This window comes from uncultured Winogradskyella sp., assembly GCF_947501905.1.
GTDB lineage: Bacteria > Bacteroidota > Bacteroidia > Flavobacteriales > Flavobacteriaceae > Winogradskyella.
Window position 1 is genome coordinate 146,724 of sequence record NZ_CANMXL010000005.1, and the last position, 20,481, is coordinate 167,204.

Genomic DNA, 20,481 nt, shown 5'->3' on the forward strand with positions numbered 1-20,481 from the left:
AGAAGTGAAAATATAGTTAAAAATAAACTAAGCAATTAACTTAAAAATAATTTATGAAAACATTTTTAAATGCCATTTTGTTATGTGTTTTCTTGGTACCTGCAACATTGTTTGCTCAATCAACGGTAACAGGAACAGTAACAGATGGATCTAACTCAATGCCTTTACCAGGTGTTAATGTTATTGTTAAAGGAACAACCAATGGTAATAATACTGATTTTGATGGTAAATATTCCCTTACAGTAAACAACGGCGATGTCATTGTTTTCTCTTACCTAGGTTTTGTTACTCAAGAAATCACATATAATGGACAAGCAACTATAGATGTCACACTGACTGAAGATGCCGCTCAACTTGATGAAATTGTATTAATTGGTTACGGCTCTACTACAAAGCAAGACGCAACAGGTGCTGTAGATAAGGTCTCTGATGATGATTTTAATAGAGGTGCTATAGTAGCTCCAGAACAATTACTAGCGGGTAAATCTGCTGGTGTTCGTATTACAACTAATGGTGGTGCAGCTGGAGAAGGGTCTCAAATTAGAATTCGTGGAATCTCTTCACTTTCAGCAAATCAATCCCCTTTAATTGTTGTAGATGGTTTACCATTAGATCAACGTGGTGTTCAAGGTGTAAGAAACGCATTAAATGCTATTAACCCAGCAGACATTAAAGACTTTGTTGTTTTAAAAGATGCTTCTGCAACAGCCATTTATGGATCTAGAGCATCTAATGGTGTTATCTTAATTACTACCAAAAAAGGACAATCTAACTCACCATGGAAGGTTGAATATGATTTAAAAGCTTCTTCTCAACAGGTTAATAATACTGTAGATGTTCTTTCTGCTGACCAATATAGAAATTTGGCAAATGTAAGTACTGCTTTTGACCCTTCATTAACTGGAAATGCAAATACGGATTGGCAAGATGAGATATATCAAACTGCACTTTCTGCAATACACAATATCACTGTTTCAAAAGGGTATGAAAACTTTAACTTTAGAGTTAATTTAAACCATGTAACTCAGCAAGGTACACTAAGAACTGACTTATATGAGAGAAATGCTATTAATACCGCTTTTGAACAGCGTTTGTTAGATAATGACTTAAAGTTAACACTAACTGCTAAAGGAATTATTGACGAGTATTCTTTTGCGAATCAAGGCGCAATAGGTGCAGCTGTAAGTTTTGATCCTTCTCAACCGATATTTGACCAAAATGGAAACTTCACAGAGTTAGGTGCAAATTTAGCTCCAAGAAACCCAGTATCTTTATTGGAGAATGACCAAAACAACAATCGTTCTAAGCGTTTGATAAGTAATTTTAATATCGATTACAAATTTTGGTTCTTAAAAGACTTAAGATTTAATTTAAATGCAGGTATTGATTATGCCGAAAATAACGGTAAGCAATTCAATATTGCTAACCCTAATAATCCAGGTGCATTTCCATTTCAAAATTTTTATTCTGGTTTAAACCGTAATACATCTCTTGATTTTTATCTTAACTATAAAAAGAATGTAGAGTCTATAAACACAGTACTTGATATTACAGCTGGCCACTCTTACCAAGAGTTCTATGTGGCTTCTGACCAGACACTTACAGGTGCTAGTGGAGGGTTAATTACTAATCCAGTAATTATTAATCGTAATGGTTTGGAATCTTATTTTGCGAGAGCAAGTTTTGATCACGATGATAAATATCTTTTGTCTTTAAGTTACAGAGCAGATATCTCATCTCGTTTTTCACCGGATAATAGAACAGGTTACTTCCCTGGAGCATCTTTTGGTTGGAAAATAAGTAATGAAGACTTTATGGAAAACTCTTTCTTCTCTAATTTAAAACTTAGAGGTGGTTGGGGTATTACTGGTAATCAAGAAATAGGTAATAATTATGCTTATTTAGGCATATACTCTCCTGCGGTTAATGATCAGGTAAGTGCACTTATTAATGGGCAACTTGTACCAACTCTTAGACCTAACGGGTTTGATGAAAACTTAAAATGGGAGGAAACTTCTCAATACAATTTAGCTTTAGATTTCGGGCTTTTTGACAATCGTTTATCTGGTTCTGTTGATGTTTATTATAAAGAGACTAAAGATTTATTAGCTCAAGTACCTGTCCCAGCAGGCTCTAATCTTACGGATCAAATCATCACTAATGTTGGAGAATTAACAAGTAAGGGTATTGAATTAAACCTTGACGGAAAAATTATTCAAAACGATAATTTTAATTGGGATTCTAACTTTAATGTCACATTTCAAGATATCGAAGTCGAAAACTTAAGTTTAGTAGATAATCCAGATTTTGTTATTCCTACAGGAGGAATATCAGGAGGAACTGGTAATACCATTCAGATTTTAAGACCTGGGTTTGACCCTACGACGTTCTTTGTATTCAGACAAGTATATGATACTGATGGGAATCCAATAGAAGGGGCATACGTTGATGTTAATGGTGATAACCAAATTACAACAGCAGATAGACAACCATACAAAAAAGCAACACCAGATGCATTTATTGGTTTTACAAATAACTTTACGTACAAAAGTTTTGATTTAAGTTTCACTTTTAGAGGTAGCTTTGGAAACTATGTATATAATAATGTATCATCTAGTAATGGGACTCTTGCAACTGCCATAAATGCTCCTGGAGCGTTTCAACCTAATGTACATGCAAGTTATTTAGATACTGGTTTTGCTAATCCACAATTATTTTCGGATTATTATGTGAGACGTGCTGACTTTGTTAGGCTTGATAATTTATCTATAGGGTATCAATTACCATTTGAGAACGTTCAAGTTAGAGCTTCTATAACTGGTAGTAACCTATTTGTTATTACTGATTACGAAGGTTTAGATCCTGAAATATCAAATGGTATTGACAATAACTTTTATCCAAGAGCAAGAAGCTTTGTCTTTGGATTAAACTTTATATTCTAAAAGAAAGAAAAATGAAAACTAATTATAAATTGAAAATGCTATGTTAAGATTAAAATCAATTAAGACTATCTTTATGTCTTTAGCATTGATTGCACTTATGCAATCATGTGAAAGTCGTCTAGATTTAGTGCCAGAAGACAATCGTCTTACTGCTGAAGCTGCATTTGCAACTGAAGAAGGCTATGAACAAGCTTTTGCAAAGTTATACGGAGGTATAGCTGTAACTGGGCAAAACACAACTGGACAACCAGACATCGTCTCTGATGATGAAGGTGCTTCAGGTTTTATTAGATCTATTTGGAAAGTTCAAGAATTGCCCACTGATGAAGCCATAATTGGCTGGAACGATGGTGGTATTAGAGCTTTAAACACGCAAACTTGGACTGCTGGTAATGATTTTACTAGAGCAGCTTATAATAGAACTATTTATCAAGTAACTCTTGTCAATGAATTTTTAAGACAAACCACTCCTGAAAAATTAGATGCTAGAGGTGAGACCGATGCTTTTAAAGCTGTAGTAAATGGTTACAGGACAGAGGCTCGTTTTTTAAGAGCTTTGGCTTATTACTATGCAATGGATATCTTTGGTAATGTTCCTTTTGTTACAGAAGCAGATCCAGTAGGCAGCTTTTTACCTCCGCAAATTTCTCGATCGGATTTATTCAACTTTTTAGAAACTGAATTATTAGCTATTGAGAATGAAATTCCGGCGGCAGGTGCTAATGAATATGGTAGAGCTGACCGAGCAACTGTTTGGATGCTTCTAGCCAAAATGTATTTAAACGCTGAGGTTTATACTGGCACAAGTAGATATACAGAAGTAATTACTTACTCCAACCAAATTATAGGGGCAGGTTATACTATACCTGCAACAGCATATCAACATTCTTTTCTAGCAGATAATGACACAAATGGCGCTCAAGACGAAGTTATATTTGCAGTTCCATTTGACGGTCTTAACATCCAATCATATGCAGGTACAACATTCTTAGTACATGCGCCAGTTGGAGGTACAATGTCAGCAGCCGATTTTGGTATCAATGGAGGTTGGGGAGGTATTAGAACTACTCCAACTTTTGTAGAGCAATTCCCTGGTGAGGAAAATTCTGCAGATCAACGTGCAATGTTCTTTACTGATGGACAAACAAAAGAAATAGAAGATATTGGCTCTTTTACAAATGGCTACGCTGTGACTAAATGGAAAAATGTAGATGTAAATGGTAATGCAGGGAGCGACCCTTCTGGCGAATTTGTTGACACAGATTTTCCAATGTTTCGTCTTGCTGATGTTTATTTAATGTACGCCGAAGCAATGCTTAGAGGTGGTGGTGGAGATATGACTACTGCACTTGGTTATGTCAATCAACTGAGAAACCGAGCTTACGGAGATGCAAGTGGTAACATTTCATCATCAGATTTAACATTAGATTTCATATTAGATGAACGTTCTAGAGAATTATATTGGGAAGGACACCGAAGAACTGACCTTATAAGATACGGTAGGTTTTCTACTCAAGGTACTTGGGCTTGGAAAGGTGGTGTTCCCCAAGGGACAACTACTGGGGCATTTAGAGATTTAATGCCAATACCAGCTAACGATTTAGGTGTAAATACCAACTTAGAACAAAATCCAGGATACTAATTAACTTAACAACTTATACAATGAAAAAATTATCAATTATAGGCCTTTTCATCTTTGCCTTATTAAACTTTAATGGCTGCAAGTCCGAAGATGACGTTGTCTTTGTAGCTAGTAATGATGGTGAATTAACTTTCACAAATTCATTTTTGGGAGAATACTTAATCTCTTTTGCTACATCTTCTAATATTGCTGAACGTTTTACATGGCAATCTGCTGATGTAGATGTACCTGCTAATATTGTTTATACATTACAGAAATCAATTACTGGAGATTTTACAGATGCAGAAAATGTAGGAACATCTTCTGGTAATGAAATAGCTTTAACTGTAGGTGATTTTGTTACATATGCTGTAGAAGCTGGTACAGATGACGATCCAACTACAGAAGCACCTAACACTGCAAACATCTCGTTTAGACTACGCTCAACTGTAGGTTTAGGAGAAGAAAACTTCTCACCAACACAGGTTATTACTATCACTTGGTTAGAAAACACAGGAGCTGATGCTGCTGTATGTGACTTAGACCAATTATGGTTAGTAGGAGCTGGTGTAACTTTTGCAAATTGGTCATGGGAAACGCCTCAACAAGCAATATGCTCTGGTAACGGTGTATACTCAGGAAACATCGCTTTTAGAAGTGATAATGATGCTAACTTTAGATTCTTTACAGCTAATGCAGATTGGGGAACTGGACAAAACTATCCTTTCTTTGCAAATGATGGATACACAATAGATTCAAGGTTTGAAAACAATATGGATGGTGACGAAAACTTCAGATTTACAGGCGATAGTGGTTTATACTATTTAGTTATAGATACAATAAATAAAACTATAACCTTAGATGCACCTACTGCAACAGGTGAGTGTGACTTAGATATCCTTTATGGTGTTGGTTTTGGCTTGACTGATGCTGATTGGTCGTGGGAAACTCCTGTACAATTAGTTTGTGAAGGTAACGGCGTATATCAAGGTTGGGTAAATTACCAAGCTGTTGGTGATGCTAACTTTAGATTCTTTACAGCTAATGCAGATTGGGGATCGGGACAAAACTACCCTTTCTATGCAGACGCAGGATACACAATTGATTCGAGATTAGAGGATGCAATGGACGGTGACAACAACTTTAAGTTTGTAGGAGAAACAGGCCAATATTTTACTATTATAGATACTGTAAATAAAACAATTACTTTAGAGTAGTAGTATTTATTGAACCTTAATATATGTAATATATAGGATTAGAAAAGGCTATGGTAACCATAGCCTTTTCTTTTAAAAAAAATGAAAATGAAAAAAATTTTACTCATAATCTTAGGATTATCGTTCTCTTTAAATACCATAGTTGCCCAAACCTATACTTGGTCTCCTGAGTTTTTTGAAGACACAACAGATAATGTTACTCTAACAGTATCTGATTTTGACCCTAATACATCATGGAATGAAACGGACATCTATTTATGGGCATGGCATTTTGATGATAATGATAATCAAATAAACAACCCAACAGCAACAGGTACTGATTTTAGTAATTCTCCAGAAACAGCGAAGTTTACAAACAATGGAGATGGTACATACTCTTTTAATTTTGGAAAACCAGAAGATTTCTTTGCTAATCCTAGTTATAATGGTGTATCAAGAATTGGGTTTTTATTAAAATCTCAAGACGGCACAAACCAAACAACTGATAGTTTTAAAGATGTTGGTATAGCGGGTATAGAATTTGTAACACCAACTCAAGATGTAGTAATCTTAAACTCTGGAGATGACTTAACTGTGACAGCTCGAATAGAGTTTCAGGGTATGACAACAGTTGCTGGAACATACACAATTTCTTATACTGGTACTGCGGATAATACTCCAATTAGTGGCTCATGCGGTTTCCCAAATTGTTCTAATACAATTACAAATATTACAAGTGGAGGTATTGTAACATTCACAGGAACACCTCCAGCACCAAACAACACTATAAGTGTTGACGATAGCTTCTTGGTTATTGTAAGCCCTACTGTAATTGAAGAAGCTTTACCATCTGGTCTTGTCGATGGGATTAATTATGATCCTACTGATGCTACCAAAGTAACACTAGTTCTCACTGCTCCAAATAAAGATTTTGTGGAAGTAGCAGGTAGCTTTAATAACTATACACCTCAAAGTAGCGACGTAATGAAACGTGATCCTTCAACAGGAAAATATTGGTTAGAAATTACAGGATTAACCTCTGGACAAGTAGAAACTTTTCAATATTGGGTTTATGACACAACGCCGATTAGTGGCTCACCTGCACTTGTAAAAACAGCAGATCCATACTCTACTGTAGTCTTATCTCCTTTTGACGATCCTTTTATCCCTGCTTCATCATATCCAAATTTGCCTACCTATCCAGCTGGTCAAGAACGTGAAGTAACTGTGCTCCAAACTGGGCAAACACCTTATAATTGGGTAGTACCCAACTTTGACAAACCAAAAGAAGAAGATCTTATTGTCTACGAAGTGTTGGTTAGAGATTTTGATGCAAACCGAAACTATCAAGACATCATAGATAGAATTGATTACTTTAAAAATCTTAACATTAATGCTATTGAATTAATGCCTGTTATGGAGTTTGAAGGCAATGAAAGTTGGGGGTATAACACAGCGTTTCATATGGCATTAGATAAATTTTATGGTACTCCAGATAAGTTTAAAGAACTAGTAGATGTATGTCACCAGAATGGTATAGCTGTTATTTTGGACATTGCATTTAATCATGCTTTTGGACGAAACCCACTAGTACGTATGTGGATGGATGATCCAGATGGTGATGGTTGGGGCGGGCCGTCAACAGAAAATCCATATTTTAATGTTTTTCCTACTCACGCTTTTAATGTTGGTAGTGATTTTGACCATAGTAATACACTAACCAGAGACTACGTGAAACAAGTCATTCAGTATTGGGTCGAAGAATATAAAATTGATGGATATCGATGGGATTTGACTAAAGGGTTTACTCAAAACTGCGGTGATGGAACTTTTGACGGAGATTTTGGTTGTACACAAAATTACCAACAAGACCGAATAGATATATTAAAAGAATACATCGACCATGTGTGGGCTATAGATCCAGATCATTACTCAGTTTTTGAACATTTAGGCTCAGATAATGAAGAAAAAGAATGGGCAAATTATAGATTAGGTGAAGGCAAAGGTGTTATGATGTGGGGAAAAATGACAGGCCCCTACAATGAGCTAACTATGGGGCAAGATAATGATAAAGATATTAGACGTATAGGGCATAAGGACAGAACTGGATTCAACGGACCTCGTGTCCTTGGTTATCCAGAAAGTCATGATGAAGAGCGTTTGATGTATAATAATATTATTAACGGTAAAATTTTTGGAGGATATGACATAACAGAATTAAATACTGCCTTATCTAGAATGTCTGCATTAGGGGCGGTTTCTGTAATGGTACCTGGTCCAAAAATGATTTGGCATTTTGGCGCGTTGGGTATGGAGCAGTCTATTTTTACATGTTCAGACGGAAGTTTCAATAATGATGGTTGTAAACTAGACACAAAGCCTCAACCGCAGTGGACAAATAATTGGCTTTCTGATGCACTACGTTCGCAAATCTATAATGATTGGGCACGTTTACATGCTCTAAAAACGACCGAAGATGTTTTTGAGGGCGATTATACTATTTTCTCAAATTCTTCAGATTTTACACCTTCTATTCGAGTGTTTGACACAAGTATTCCTAACACAGAACTTAATGATGTTTTCATCATTGCTAATTTCGATGTTGTTTCCCAAAATATAAATCCTGGATTCACCGCTGGAGTGACAACTTGGTATGATTTAATGGACGAAACTGGTGCTACTACTGTATCCGGCTCTACTTCTTCTATAAATGTTCCTGCAGGTCAATTTAGAATCTTTGGAAATCAATCAGTAGCTTCTTTAAGTACTAACGATGTAACATTAAATACCTTTAGCATTTACCCTAACCCAGCGAATACATCATTTCAAATTAATGCAAATGTATCTGATGTAGAAGTCTATGACATTACTGGAAAGTTAGTCAAAGGATATAAAGGAAGTTTTACCACTACTGATACTTTTAATATTTCTGGTTTAAAATCTGGAATCTATATTCTTAAAGCTAAAAACCAAAATAGTCAAACCAGTACTTCAAAACTTATAAAACTATAATTTCGTTAGAAATTAAATTTTGAATTAGTTTCAATAAAAAAGCTTCTCAACATGGGAAGCTTTTTTTGTACGGGCGGGGAGACTTACTTCGACTACGCTCAGCATAAACTTCTCGTCTCCTAAATTACCTACCCCGATAGCTCATAAAACATAAAAAAAGCCTCTTGTCTCCAAGAAGCTTTTCTACTTATCGTGCGGGCGGGGAGACTCGAACTCCCACACCTCGCGGCACTAGATCCTAAGTCTAGCGTGTCTACCAATTCCACCACGCCCGCAATAAGACCGATTTGTTTTAAATCGGGATGCAAATATAAACAATGTTTTCAATAATCAAACAGCTTTAAAACAATAAATAATCTTTAAGCTTTTCTTATTTTTGTTACTATTCAAAAACCTCATTATGTCTAGTATTCAATCTTATATATCCGATAATAAAGACCGATTTTTAAGTGAGCTTATAGAGCTTCTTAAGATACCATCAATTAGTGCAGATTCAGCATATAAAAATGATGTTTTAAAAACAGCTGAAGTCATTAAAGATAGCTTAATTAATGCTGGTTGTGACCATGTAGAAGTATGCCAAACAGATGGTTATCCAATTGTTTATGGCGAGAAAATCATTGACCCAAACCTACCTATAGTCTTGGTTTACGGCCATTACGATGTACAACCACCAGACCCATTAGATTTATGGGACTCACCACCTTTTGAGCCTATAATTAAAAATACTGAACTACATCCTGAAGGTGCCATTTTTGCACGTGGGGCTTGTGATGATAAAGGACAGATGTATATGCATGTAAAAGCCTTAGAGTATATGACTACTGAAGGAGAATTGCCATGTAACGTGAAGTTTATGATTGAAGGTGAAGAAGAGGTTGGAAGTGAAAATTTAGGGCATTTTGTAAAAGCCAATCGTGAAAAATTAGAGAACGACGTGATTTTAATTTCCGATACAGGAATGATTGCCAAAGACGTTCCATCAATTACAACAGGGCTCCGTGGTTTAAGTTATGTTGAAGTTGAAGTTACTGGACCTAATCGCGATTTACATTCTGGATTGTATGGAGGCGCAGTTGCCAATCCTATTAATGTATTGACTAAAATGATTGCATCACTTCATGATGAAAACAACCACATTACCATTCCAGGTTTTTACGATAATGTGGAGAATTTGTCTGATGTGGAACGTGCTGAAATGGCAAAAGCGCCCTTCTCATTAGAAAACTATAAAAAAGCCTTAGATATCGACGCTGTTTATGGCGAAGAAGGCTATACTACGAATGAGCGCAACTCTATTAGACCTACTCTAGACGTCAATGGCATTTGGGGTGGTTATACAGGCGAAGGTGCCAAAACCGTAATTGCTAGTAAAGCTTATGCAAAAATATCTATGCGTTTAGTCCCAAATCAAGATTGGGGCGACATTACACACTTATTTAAGACACATTTTGAAAGTATCGCACCTGCAGGCGTTCGTGTAAAAGTCACTCCACACCATGGTGGTCAAGGTTATGTTACACCTATTGATAGTTTAGGTTATAAAGCAGCTGCAAAAGCCTATGAACAAACATTTGGAAAAACTCCAATACCTCAACGAAGTGGTGGAAGTATTCCTATTGTATCTCTATTTGAGGAAGAATTAAAAAGCAAGACTATTTTAATGGGCTTTGGCTTAGATAGCGATGCCATTCACTCACCAAATGAACATTTTGGAGTATGGAATTACTTAAAAGGGATTGAAACGATTCCCCATTTTTATAAATACTTTACAGAGTTAAAAAAATAAATGATACTGAGTCAAACATACATCCCAGAATGGTCTAGTAAGAGTAAACTGTTTTTTAGATTTTTCTGCTCATATTTTTTACTATACATTTTTTTAATGTTTACCAATGGTCTCTTTGAAACGCCTTTTAGATGGATTGGGAAAACTGTCTTAGGTTTTAATTATGAGTTTGATGTTAGTGGATACGGGAGTGGTGACAATACTTATGCATACATCACACTTTTTGTAAATATAATACTAGCATTAACTGTAACTATTCTCTGGTCACTATTACAGCGTAAAAAAGAAGAATACAACAAATTTTTCTATTGGTTTTTAGTGGTGCTTCGCTTTTTTATTATAGCTGCTATGTTACTGTATGGTTTTGTTAAAGTATTTCAGATTCAGTTTCAGCCACCTTCATTTGTAAAACTACTTCAGCCAATGGGTGAATATTCTCCTATGGGATTAGCTTGGACTTATATGGGTTACTCTAAAGGCTTTGGAATGTTTGCTGGCTTAATGGAGATTATTGGTGGTGTGTTACTCGTCTGGAAACGAACAGCTACACTAGGTGCTTTTATTGTAATAGGCGTAATGACTCAGGTTGCCATGATGAATTTAATGTTTGATATTCCTGTTAAGCTTTTTTCAATTCATCTTATTCTTATGGCTGGAGTAATCTTTATGACAGACATTAAACGATTTACTTCTGTTTTTATAAAAAACAATTCAACTGAGAGCTATAATTTTTACCACCCAATTACTTCAAAAAGCTATCATAAAGTCATACGCAATATTAAAATAGTAGTACTTCCCATTGTTCTTATTGCTGGATGTTTATTGAGTTACTTAGGGCAGTTAAATATCAGTGACCAAAATCATAGACCTGCACTTTATGGGATTTGGGAAGCGAAATCTTTTGTTAGAAATAATGATACTGTTCCTCCTTTAGTGACCGACTCACATCGTTGGCGTTATCTCTTAATTGAACGAAAAGGGAATGCTATTGTCAAAACTATGACGGATAATTTAGTAAGGCATACTTTTATTACAGATACGATAGAAAATAAGATTTCAATCTATAGTCAGTATGGTATTAAAGATAGTCTTAACTTTAAGTATAGTTTAGAGAATTCTAAATACTTAAAACTGTTTGGTATTCTAGAAAATGACAGCCTTGTTATTACACTTACAAAAAAGGATGTAAATAAGTTTCCTTTAAAATCAAGAGGGTTCCGCTGGATAAATGAGCGTCCTTATAACAAATAAGTTTTTACTACTCCTTTACAAATTTGAAGGTTCTTGACTTTTCATTGCTCTTAATTTCTAAGAAATAGACGCCACTAGAAAATGCAGAAAGGTCTATACTACTGGTATTTACATCTGTTTTTACTTGCTTAATTAGTTTCCCTTTGACATCAAAAAATTCCAAGTCAAAGTCTGTATTTAACGTAGTGTCTATATTCAATACAGATTTTACAGGATTAGGGAAAATCTTTAATTCGTTATCAGTAAAAGAATCTGTGGATAATAACCTAACTATTTCGGCTTTAGTAGCCGTATAAGCTGCGACTAGCTTTACCATTTCGTGATAATAAGGCATATCTATGGTTGAAAGCCTATCGTTAGAAGAGTGGTAAAATGGAGTTTGATCGCCCGTTTGCCAAGATTCACCAACTAAAACTGCTCCATAACCTTCATCCCAAAATGGTTTATGATCGCTGGCCGGAGTTCCAGGATTAACAACAAGTGGAACTAAATTTGGTGCATACGTTGGTTGAAGCACTAACAAATCGTCCTTAATTTGTACTGAGGTACCAATATTGCGCAAATCGATATCAAAGTTATTATCGTTAGCTATTTGGTTTTGATAACCCATCATGTCCATGTTAACTACAGCAACAATATTATCGCCATTAGCACTGGCTTCTTCAGCATAAAAATTAGAACCTCGTAATCCAATTTCTTCTTGATCCCAAAGTGCGTAAACAATAGTATTTTCTGTTTCGTACTGAGATAAAACCCTAGCAATTTCTAAAACAGCAGACGTTCCTGTGGCATTATCATCGGCACAAAACGTTGCAACAGAATCGTAATGTGCGCAAATTAAATAGATATTATTTGGTGTTACGGTGCCAGTTTGCGTGGCAATAATATTTCGCCCAATTCCGGCACCGGCATTAAAACTTTGATCGTTAATAGTGATATTATTTAAAGCTTCAAAATGATCTTTAATATATTCTGCAGCCAAATCATTATTGCTTTGTACTCTTGTAATAATTGTTGACAATGTGCCATTGATAGACGTTTCTTTTTGGTCAGCCAACTCCTCAACTTTTCTTTCTAAGCTATCTGCCCTAATACCATTAACGACATCTTGTACAAATTGTGCATTAGCAAAAAAGGAAGTAAACATTAAAATTAAAAAGGGTGCGTAGATTCTTTTCATCATTGCTTTTCTTTGGGATAATTGCTATCAAATATAGTAATAATGTCATGTAGATTTTAAATTTTATTTTGAATATATAAATTTTAATTCTACATTTGTAGAGTTAATTCTAAAAACGTAGAAGATGCAACTTTCAAAAACCGAAGAACAATTAATGCAACATCTCTGGAAGCTAAATAAGGCTTTTATGAAAGATTTATTAGAGGTTTATCCAGAGCCAAAACCTGCCACTACAACTGTCGCTACACTATTAAAACGTATGATTGACAAAGGTTTTGTTGCCTATAAAACGTTTGGGAAATCAAGAGAATATTATCCGCTTGTTAAGAAAGAAGATTATTTTTCTAAGCATGTAAATGGGTTAATTAAAAACTTTTTTAACGATAGCGCATCACAATTTGCATCGTTCTTTACCACTAAAACAGATTTATCTAAGTCTGAGTTAGAGGCTTTAAAAAAGTTGATTGATAACGAAATAAAGAAAAAATAATCATGGACATCTATCTTTTAAAATCAACAGTCATCCTAGCTATATTTTGGGTGCTCTATGTTTTGTTTTTAGAAAAAGAAAACATGCATCGTTTTAAGCGTTTTTATTTACTGACCTCAATAGTTGCTGCATTTTGCATTCCGCTTTTGAGCATCACACAATATGTTTATGTAGAACCTATTGATGGTATTAACTTCAGAAATGAAGCCATTCCTTTCCTTATTAATGATTCGTTACAGGTTACTGAAATTCCATTTTGGACCTTAGAGCGTATACTCTGGTCTGTTTACGGACTAGGTGTATTTATTTTTGGAATCCGTTTTCTCAGCAACCTATTTAAGATTGTAAAAACTATTCAGGTTAACGAAAAAGAGAAGCAATCTTTCATCACCTTAGTCTTACTCAAACAATTGATTAACCCACATACGTTTTTCAACTATATCTTTCTAAATAAATCAAAGTTCGAGAGTAATGCCGTACCAAAAGAAGTACTACTTCACGAAGAGACTCACGCTAAACAAAAACACAGTTTAGATATCTTGTTTATTGAGCTAATACAAGTCGTCTTTTGGTTTCAACCTTTTATTTGGCTGTATAAAAAACGTATAAAACTCAATCACGAATTTTTAGCAGATCAAGCTGTAGTTGACAAAGGTTTTGAGTCTGCTAATTATCAAAACACCTTATTATCCTATTCGTCAAATCAAGACTATAGCTTATCTAATGCTATACATTATTCATCTATCAAAAAACGATTTACAGTTATGAAAACACAAACATCAAAACACAAAAAATGGCTTTTAAGTCTTCTAATTCTTCCTGTTTTAGGCATTCTATTTTACAGTTTTAGCGAACGTGAGATTGTGGAAATTGAAGTACCATTTGAGGAGATTTCTGCTCAAACAAATGAAAACGACGGTGTTTCTAAAACTCTTATGAATGAATACATAAGCTTTATAAAAAAGTACAATGAAACTAGAATTATATATGGAGAAGCTTATGAGCGTGCTATTATTATTTACGACCAATTAATGTCAGATACACAACGTGCTTCTGTTGAGAAATATCCTGAAAGGATAATCCCAAAACCTAATTTATCTAAAGTCAATCCAAGAAAACTCACAAACAAACTATATGAAGATTTTAAAGACAGTGATACCTATGCTATTTGGATAGATGGAAAGCATATTCAAAATAGCGCTTTAAATAATTATTCTGCAAGTGATTTTGTTCATTACTCAGGTTCAATAGTGCATAAAAATGCCCGTAATAAAAAATTTCCACAGCCTAATCAATACCATTTATATACAAAAGCTGGATTCAAAGCTACATATCAAGATTCGCAATTAAAACGATATAACAAAGCTACTGAGGCATATTCAAATGCTATTAAGACTTATTTAAAAGGAAATCAAACAGATAATTCAGAGTTAATAATCCTTAAAGCAAAAGCAGATGATATTTATAAGACGTTTTCAGCCACTGAAATAAAAACAAATAATATAAGAACCGCTCCTCCAGTTCCTGTTAAAAAGATTTCGCATACCGCAAGAAGTATTAGTATAAAGGTTTTAGATGATGGAAGTTACTTAGTTGATGGAAAGAAGGTCAGCAAAAAATCATTAGTAGCAACTGTTAATCAATTACATCAAGATGTTACATCAGAAGTACGTAATAAGATTATCAATATTCATTTGACATTCGCAGACAAAGAGTCTAACGATGAAGTTTGGTTTATATATAACTCACTACTGGATTATGGCTTCCATCGTTTGGTGACTAAAAATCAAGAAGTTATACGTAGTAAAGGGAATACACCTTTTTTGGATAACAAAAATTCTGAAAAACAACAAAAACTACCCACAGTAAAAGAAGTTGCAGAGTTTAATGTTTGGGCTAAAAAAATAAATAGTGAGACAAAAACTATTTCTGGCAACACGAAGCATCTTCCAATTGTAGATGAAAAGAAATTAATAAAATATGCAGGTATTTATAATAGAATGTCAGCACAGCAGAAAAAGAATGCAGAGGAAATGCCATTTCCTGGATTTGAAAACATTAAAGGAGCTGAAACTTCAATTTCTATCTCGCCAAAAGCAAACCAGCAAAACCTGCCAACAGCTAAAGAAGTTGCAGAATATAATGCTTGGGCTAAAAAGCTTAAAAAAGAAACATTAGCAGCTAAAGAAAACCCTAAACTAAGCTATCCGATAGTAAAACAAAAAGATTTAATTAGATACATTAGTATTTATAAACGAATGACTCCAAAGCAAAGAGAAAACTCTGCTGAATTGCCAATTGCTGATGAAGAACTTAAAGCTACTGGTTTAAAATTTCCTCCACCTCCACCTCCAGTAAAGCAAAAAAACCCACCAACAGTTAAGGAAGTAGCAGATTATAATGCTTGGGCTAAAAAAATGAATACTCAAATTAGCAAGGCTAAGACAAATAAAAAAGCACCTTATCCAATCATTAAGAAAAAAGACATAGTGCGTTATAAATCTATTTATGGGCGTATGACAGAAAAACAACGAACTAATGCAGAAGCTTTTCCAAGTATTCCGCCTCCGCCACCGCCTCCGCCACCAGCTCCAAAAAAAACTAAAAGCAAAGGTGGACCAAATGCAAATGATATTGTATTTAATGATTATTCACCAATAGATTTAGCTATCGATTTGGCAAAAAAGAACACTACCTATTACTTAAATAGTAAAAGCATATCAAAAGAAGAGGCTCTAAAACTTTTAAACGCTGATAAAAATGTACATGTGCAAAATATAGAACCTCAATCAGATACACCTACAGTTTTAATTTCAAAAAAAATAGTGACTATTAACAATAAAGCTGGCATACCTAAACCAACTTCAAAAAATATTGTTAACCATATAAAAGTGATGAATAGGCATGGTGCCAAATTCTACCTCGATAATACAAATATTACTTACAAAGAAGCCCTAAAATATGTGCGTAAAAACAAGAATGCTGATGTTCGTACGTCGACTGAATCTAATGTTGTAATCATTAACGTTTCTTTAGTAAATAACTATTTAAAGAAATACAATAGATACCAAGCTTTAAGAAAAGAAAAGCCTCATTACATCAATAAAAATAAGACTCAGCAGAAAGAAATGGATGATTTATTTTCTGAGTTAGGTAGTTTATATTTTAGAATGTCTAAAGAAAATAAAGCAAAAGTAAAAAGACCTACTCCACCAGTTTTACCTTATGTGAAAATCTCTTTAAACGGTAAAACGTATTATAAAAAATCTAAAGACTTAACAAAAGAAGAAAGAGCAACTTTACCGCCACCGCCACCTCCGCCATTAAAAAAACATAACTAATAATTAGTATTTAATCAAAAAAGACATCGCCTATGATGTCTTTTTTTATTTAAAACTGTAACAAAACCAAACATTTAGCGTTCTAATAAACCAACAACCATCACAATCAAAAAACAAATCATTATGCTAAAACAATTTTTTATCATCTGCTCAGGAGCTGACACCAATATTCTTAAAGAATGCTCTATAGGCGAACAAAACAAATATGCTGGTATAGGCGCTACAGTATTTTTTACAGCTGTTATGGCAACTATAGCTTCTAGTTATGCACTTTACACCGTTTTTGATACATTGTATTCTGCTATCTTTTTTGGATTGATTTGGGGTCTTCTCATTTTTAATTTAGACCGCTATATTGTTTCGACAATAAAGAAGAGGGATAATGTTATAGATGAAATTATTCAAGCATCTCCACGAATTTTATTAGCCGTAATTATAGCTATAGTGATTTCAAAACCTTTAGAGCTTAAGATTTTTGAAAAAGAAATAAATCAAGTTTTATTAGAGCAAAAAAATGATTTAACGCTTGCTAATCAAAATCAGATTGCTGAGCAATTCACACCAAAAATCACAGAATTACAAAATGATATCGTAGCATTTCAGTCCGAAATTGACACTAAAGAAGCCGAAGTCAATGCGCTATACGACACCTATATTTCTGAAGCCGAAGGCACAGCAGGCACACAACTCTTAGGCAAAGGCCCTGTTTACAAAGAAAAACGTGAAAAGCATGATGCCGCTTTGGCCGAATTACAGCAACTAAAAACAGATAACAAAGCAAAAATTGCTAATATAGAATCTGAAATAACTGAATTACAAGCCACTCAAAAAACTAATGTTGCCAACTCACAACCTGTTATAGACAATTTTGATGGTTTAATGGCTCGTGTCAACGCCTTAGGCGAATTGCCTTGGCTACCTTCATTTTTTATATTCCTATTATTCTTAGCGATAGAAACATCTCCAATTTTCGCGAAATTATTATCACCAAAAGGCGAGTTTGATTTCCGTTTACAAGACCAAGAAACTACAATTAAGACTTGGACGATGCAAAAAGTTAATGAACGTAAACTATTATTAAAAACAGACAATGACGTTAATAATAGAGTTTACAATGATATTGCTGATGAGGAAGAAGTTATTAACTACAAGCACAAAAAAGCTCGAGAGTTGATGCAACTCCAAGCTGATGCATTTTTTAAAAACCAGAAAGAGGCACTTTAACTTCTCGATACATTCTGAAACAAGTCCAGAACACTCGAAGTGACCACAGAATAAATTGTCAGTTCGAGTAAAACTGCTTTAACATTTTTTTTACTCAAATCTAAGTTTGAATTATATTACTTTTAGGTTGAATAAAATTTAAACAGATGAAAAAGTATTTATTTATCCTTGGTGTAGCTTTGGTTACTTACAATTGTATTAGTGTTAGAGCTGATGTAGGTGACGTCACTGTTGTTGAAAAAACTGACTACAACACTGCAAAATCAGCTATTCTTAAAGTCATGAAAAACCAAGAAGTTGCATGGAACAATGGTGATTTGGAAGGATTTATGCAAGGTTATTGGAAAAGTGATTCTCTTAAATTCTATGGCAGTAATGGCTTAACTAAAGGTTGGCAAAATACATTAGACAATTATAAACGTGGTTATCCAACAAAAGCGCAAACTGGTACTCTAAACTTTGTAATTAATGATATCTCTAAAATTGAAGGAAACAATTACTGGGTAATGGGAGAGTACCATTTAAAACGTGACGTCGGTGATGCTGATGGCGTCTTTATCATCATTTTCAAGCGTATAGACAATGAGTGGAAAATTGTAGCGGATATGTCGTGCTAATTGATGATACTTACTACTAAAACTCTGTTATAGTTTATTAGCAACATTATTCAAATAATCAATTTAATTTTATGTTGATGACAGACAAGTATTATCATTTGATTTTTTTGAATCATTGTACTTTAGAAAGTCTAAAACAGAAAAGATACTTTTAAACAATGTATATCTCGTAGGTTGTTGTTTTAATTCCTTTTTAAGTTCTATAATGGCGTTTTTACTATTACAAACCAACTCTATCACTTCATTTATATTATTGCTTTTAACACAATTTGCATCAATAAATCCTATATGCCTTAAATCATAGTTATTATACATAAAACGGGCTCCTGCTCTTTTAGCGCTCTCGAGAGAACTTTGTTTTTTAATTTCAACAATCTCAACGTTTATGAGTTTTTCTCTAATCTCTTTGAGCTTTTCTAATGTTCTATCTTTACTTTGGTTATCAACCAAACACAGTACCAAATCGCCGGAGGGCTTTAGACTTTTTGATATCATTTCAACATTAATTCTTGCTGCATTGTTGCTAAAAATTATTATAATTCCTATTTTCATCTTTCTTAATATCTATATGATTTCTAATTCAACTTTGTTTTCATACTTAACATATTCTTTTTTACTTCTGTATACCCAAGCTATTTGAGCTAACTGAAAAATTATTTTTACTGAGTCTTTCATAGACAATTTAGAACCATCAGCATGTATCCATCTTTTTAAAGGCTGTTCACACAACATAGACTTAGCTTTTTTAAGACCAAAATGAATAGTCATTCTCTTAAATATTTCTACATCAAAAATCCATTGCGTTACAAATTTTTTTCCAAACGCGATTTCTATTACATCTTTATGAAAAACCTTGGCACCACACTGTGTATCTTTAAAATCCATTGATAAGATTTTTCTAATAATAAAGTTTACAGTCAGGCTTATAATTTTACGCGCAGACTCTTTTGTAATATTTGCTCCCATTCTAGATATACGAGACCCACTTACAATCTTAAAATTTGATGCTTCAATAGTTTTAACCAAATCGTCAAAATCTGCTAAATCAGTCGATAAATCGGCATCTAAAAAACCTATATAGTCTAAATCATTTTTCTTAGACATGTGCAACATCCCTAACCTTACGGCTTCAGCTTTTCCCCCGTTTTGTTCACAATTATAAACTGTAATGTAGTCTTCTCTACCTTTTTGTAACTCTTTAAGAACACTAAGAGTTTTATCTTTACTTCCATCGTTAACGAAACAAAGGTGATAGCCTGAATTAGTATTTACAAAGTCCAAAAACTCTTTACTTAATAATCGTTCTTCTTCATTATAACAAGGAATTACAACACCAACACATCTCTGTTGAATCATTATATTGGAGTCAGCAACAGCCTTACTAACCATTCGAGGTGCACCAATTAAGTTTTTAACTCTTACACATATTTCTAAAAGACTTAATGGTTTTTTCATATAATCGTTGACTCCTAAATCAAAAGCTGCAGCAATAGCTTCATCTTTGGTATTACCAGACAAAATCATTATTGGTATTTGAGAAGCTCTTTTAACTCTTATATGTTTAATAACTTCAAAACCTGAGATATTTGGCATATTTAAATCTACAATAACCAAATTTGGTTTAAACTCATCGTATACCTTTATACCATTAGAAGCATCTGTTTCTATTTTAACTTCATATCCTAGGTTCGTTAATCTTTTTTGTAACGGAAGTAGGACTAATTGCTGATCGTCTATTGCTAAAATCTTCATAATAATTTGTTTTAATTACACTCAAAAGTACTTTTATAGCGTCTCCAAAACCTTTAATTTAGACCA

Annotated in this window: 13 protein-coding genes and 1 tRNA gene; 10 read left to right on the forward strand and 4 right to left on the reverse strand. The window is 34.0% G+C overall.

The window, feature by feature from the left end; all coding sequences use genetic code 11:
- The first annotated feature begins 53 nt into the window (after positions 1 to 53).
- The 4 genes from Q0770_RS13115 to Q0770_RS13130 all read left to right on the forward strand — a co-directional run bounded on the left by Q0770_RS13115 (position 54) and on the right by Q0770_RS13130 (position 8,771).
- Complete coding sequence (locus tag Q0770_RS13115; RefSeq protein ID WP_299117719.1) at positions 54 to 2,942, forward strand: TonB-dependent receptor; 2,889 nt, start codon at positions 54 to 56, stop codon at positions 2,940 to 2,942.
- A gap of 40 nt (positions 2,943 to 2,982) precedes the next feature.
- Positions 2,983 to 4,584, forward strand: coding sequence for a RagB/SusD family nutrient uptake outer membrane protein (locus Q0770_RS13120; protein WP_299117721.1), 1,602 nt, complete (start codon positions 2,983 to 2,985; stop codon positions 4,582 to 4,584).
- A 20-nt stretch (positions 4,585 to 4,604) separates the two neighbouring features.
- The gene (locus Q0770_RS13125) at positions 4,605 to 5,780 is read left to right on the forward strand and encodes a SusE domain-containing protein (RefSeq protein ID WP_299117723.1); all 1,176 of its coding nucleotides are present in this window, start codon (positions 4,605 to 4,607) and stop codon (positions 5,778 to 5,780) included.
- Between the two features lie 87 nt (positions 5,781 to 5,867).
- Positions 5,868 to 8,771, forward strand: coding sequence for an alpha-amylase family glycosyl hydrolase (locus Q0770_RS13130; protein ID WP_299117725.1), 2,904 nt, complete (start codon positions 5,868 to 5,870; stop codon positions 8,769 to 8,771).
- A gap of 193 nt (positions 8,772 to 8,964) precedes the next feature.
- Here the strand turns inward: Q0770_RS13130 and Q0770_RS13135 are convergent.
- Positions 8,965 to 9,046 (reverse strand) — tRNA-Leu (locus tag Q0770_RS13135).
- Positions 9,047 to 9,171: 125 nt separating this feature from the next.
- On the opposite strand from Q0770_RS13135, the gene Q0770_RS13140 reads away from it, so the two are divergent.
- On the forward strand, positions 9,172 to 10,560 hold the full coding sequence (locus tag Q0770_RS13140; RefSeq protein ID WP_299117727.1) for a dipeptidase: 1,389 nt from the start codon (positions 9,172 to 9,174) through the stop codon (positions 10,558 to 10,560).
- Positions 10,561 to 10,656: 96 nt separating this feature from the next.
- Positions 10,657 to 11,811, forward strand: coding sequence for a DoxX family protein (locus Q0770_RS13145; protein ID WP_299117729.1), 1,155 nt, complete (start codon positions 10,657 to 10,659; stop codon positions 11,809 to 11,811).
- Between the two features lie 7 nt (positions 11,812 to 11,818).
- On the opposite strand, the gene Q0770_RS13150 is transcribed toward Q0770_RS13145, so the two are convergent.
- A complete protein-coding gene (locus Q0770_RS13150; protein WP_299117731.1) occupies positions 11,819 to 12,994 on the reverse strand; it encodes a M28 family peptidase in 1,176 nt (391 codons plus the stop codon).
- 121 nt (positions 12,995 to 13,115) lie between these two features.
- Between Q0770_RS13150 and Q0770_RS13155 the strand changes: the two genes are divergently transcribed.
- From Q0770_RS13155 to Q0770_RS13170, 4 genes are all read left to right on the forward strand, one after another.
- Positions 13,116 to 13,481, forward strand: a complete 366-nt coding sequence (locus Q0770_RS13155) for a BlaI/MecI/CopY family transcriptional regulator (protein ID WP_299117734.1) — start codon at positions 13,116 to 13,118, stop codon at positions 13,479 to 13,481.
- Positions 13,482 to 13,483: 2 nt separating this feature from the next.
- On the forward strand, positions 13,484 to 16,822 hold the full coding sequence (locus Q0770_RS13160) for a M56 family metallopeptidase (RefSeq protein WP_299117736.1): 3,339 nt from the start codon (positions 13,484 to 13,486) through the stop codon (positions 16,820 to 16,822).
- 123 nt (positions 16,823 to 16,945) lie between these two features.
- Positions 16,946 to 18,046: a DUF4407 domain-containing protein gene (locus Q0770_RS13165; protein ID WP_299117739.1), complete on the forward strand. Its 1,101-nt coding sequence runs from the start codon at positions 16,946 to 16,948 to the stop codon at positions 18,044 to 18,046.
- Between the two features lie 146 nt (positions 18,047 to 18,192).
- Positions 18,193 to 18,663, forward strand: a complete 471-nt coding sequence (locus tag Q0770_RS13170) for a DUF4440 domain-containing protein (protein ID WP_299117741.1) — start codon at positions 18,193 to 18,195, stop codon at positions 18,661 to 18,663.
- Between the two features lie 69 nt (positions 18,664 to 18,732).
- On the opposite strand, the gene Q0770_RS13175 is transcribed toward Q0770_RS13170, so the two are convergent.
- Together Q0770_RS13175 and Q0770_RS13180 are read right to left on the reverse strand one after the other, a co-directional pair.
- Positions 18,733 to 19,215: a glycosyltransferase family A protein gene (locus Q0770_RS13175; RefSeq protein WP_299117743.1), complete on the reverse strand. Its 483-nt coding sequence runs from the start codon at positions 19,213 to 19,215 to the stop codon at positions 18,733 to 18,735.
- Positions 19,216 to 19,227: 12 nt separating this feature from the next.
- Positions 19,228 to 20,415, reverse strand: coding sequence for a response regulator (locus Q0770_RS13180; protein WP_299117745.1), 1,188 nt, complete (start codon positions 20,413 to 20,415; stop codon positions 19,228 to 19,230).
- Positions 20,416 to 20,481 lie beyond the last annotated feature (66 nt).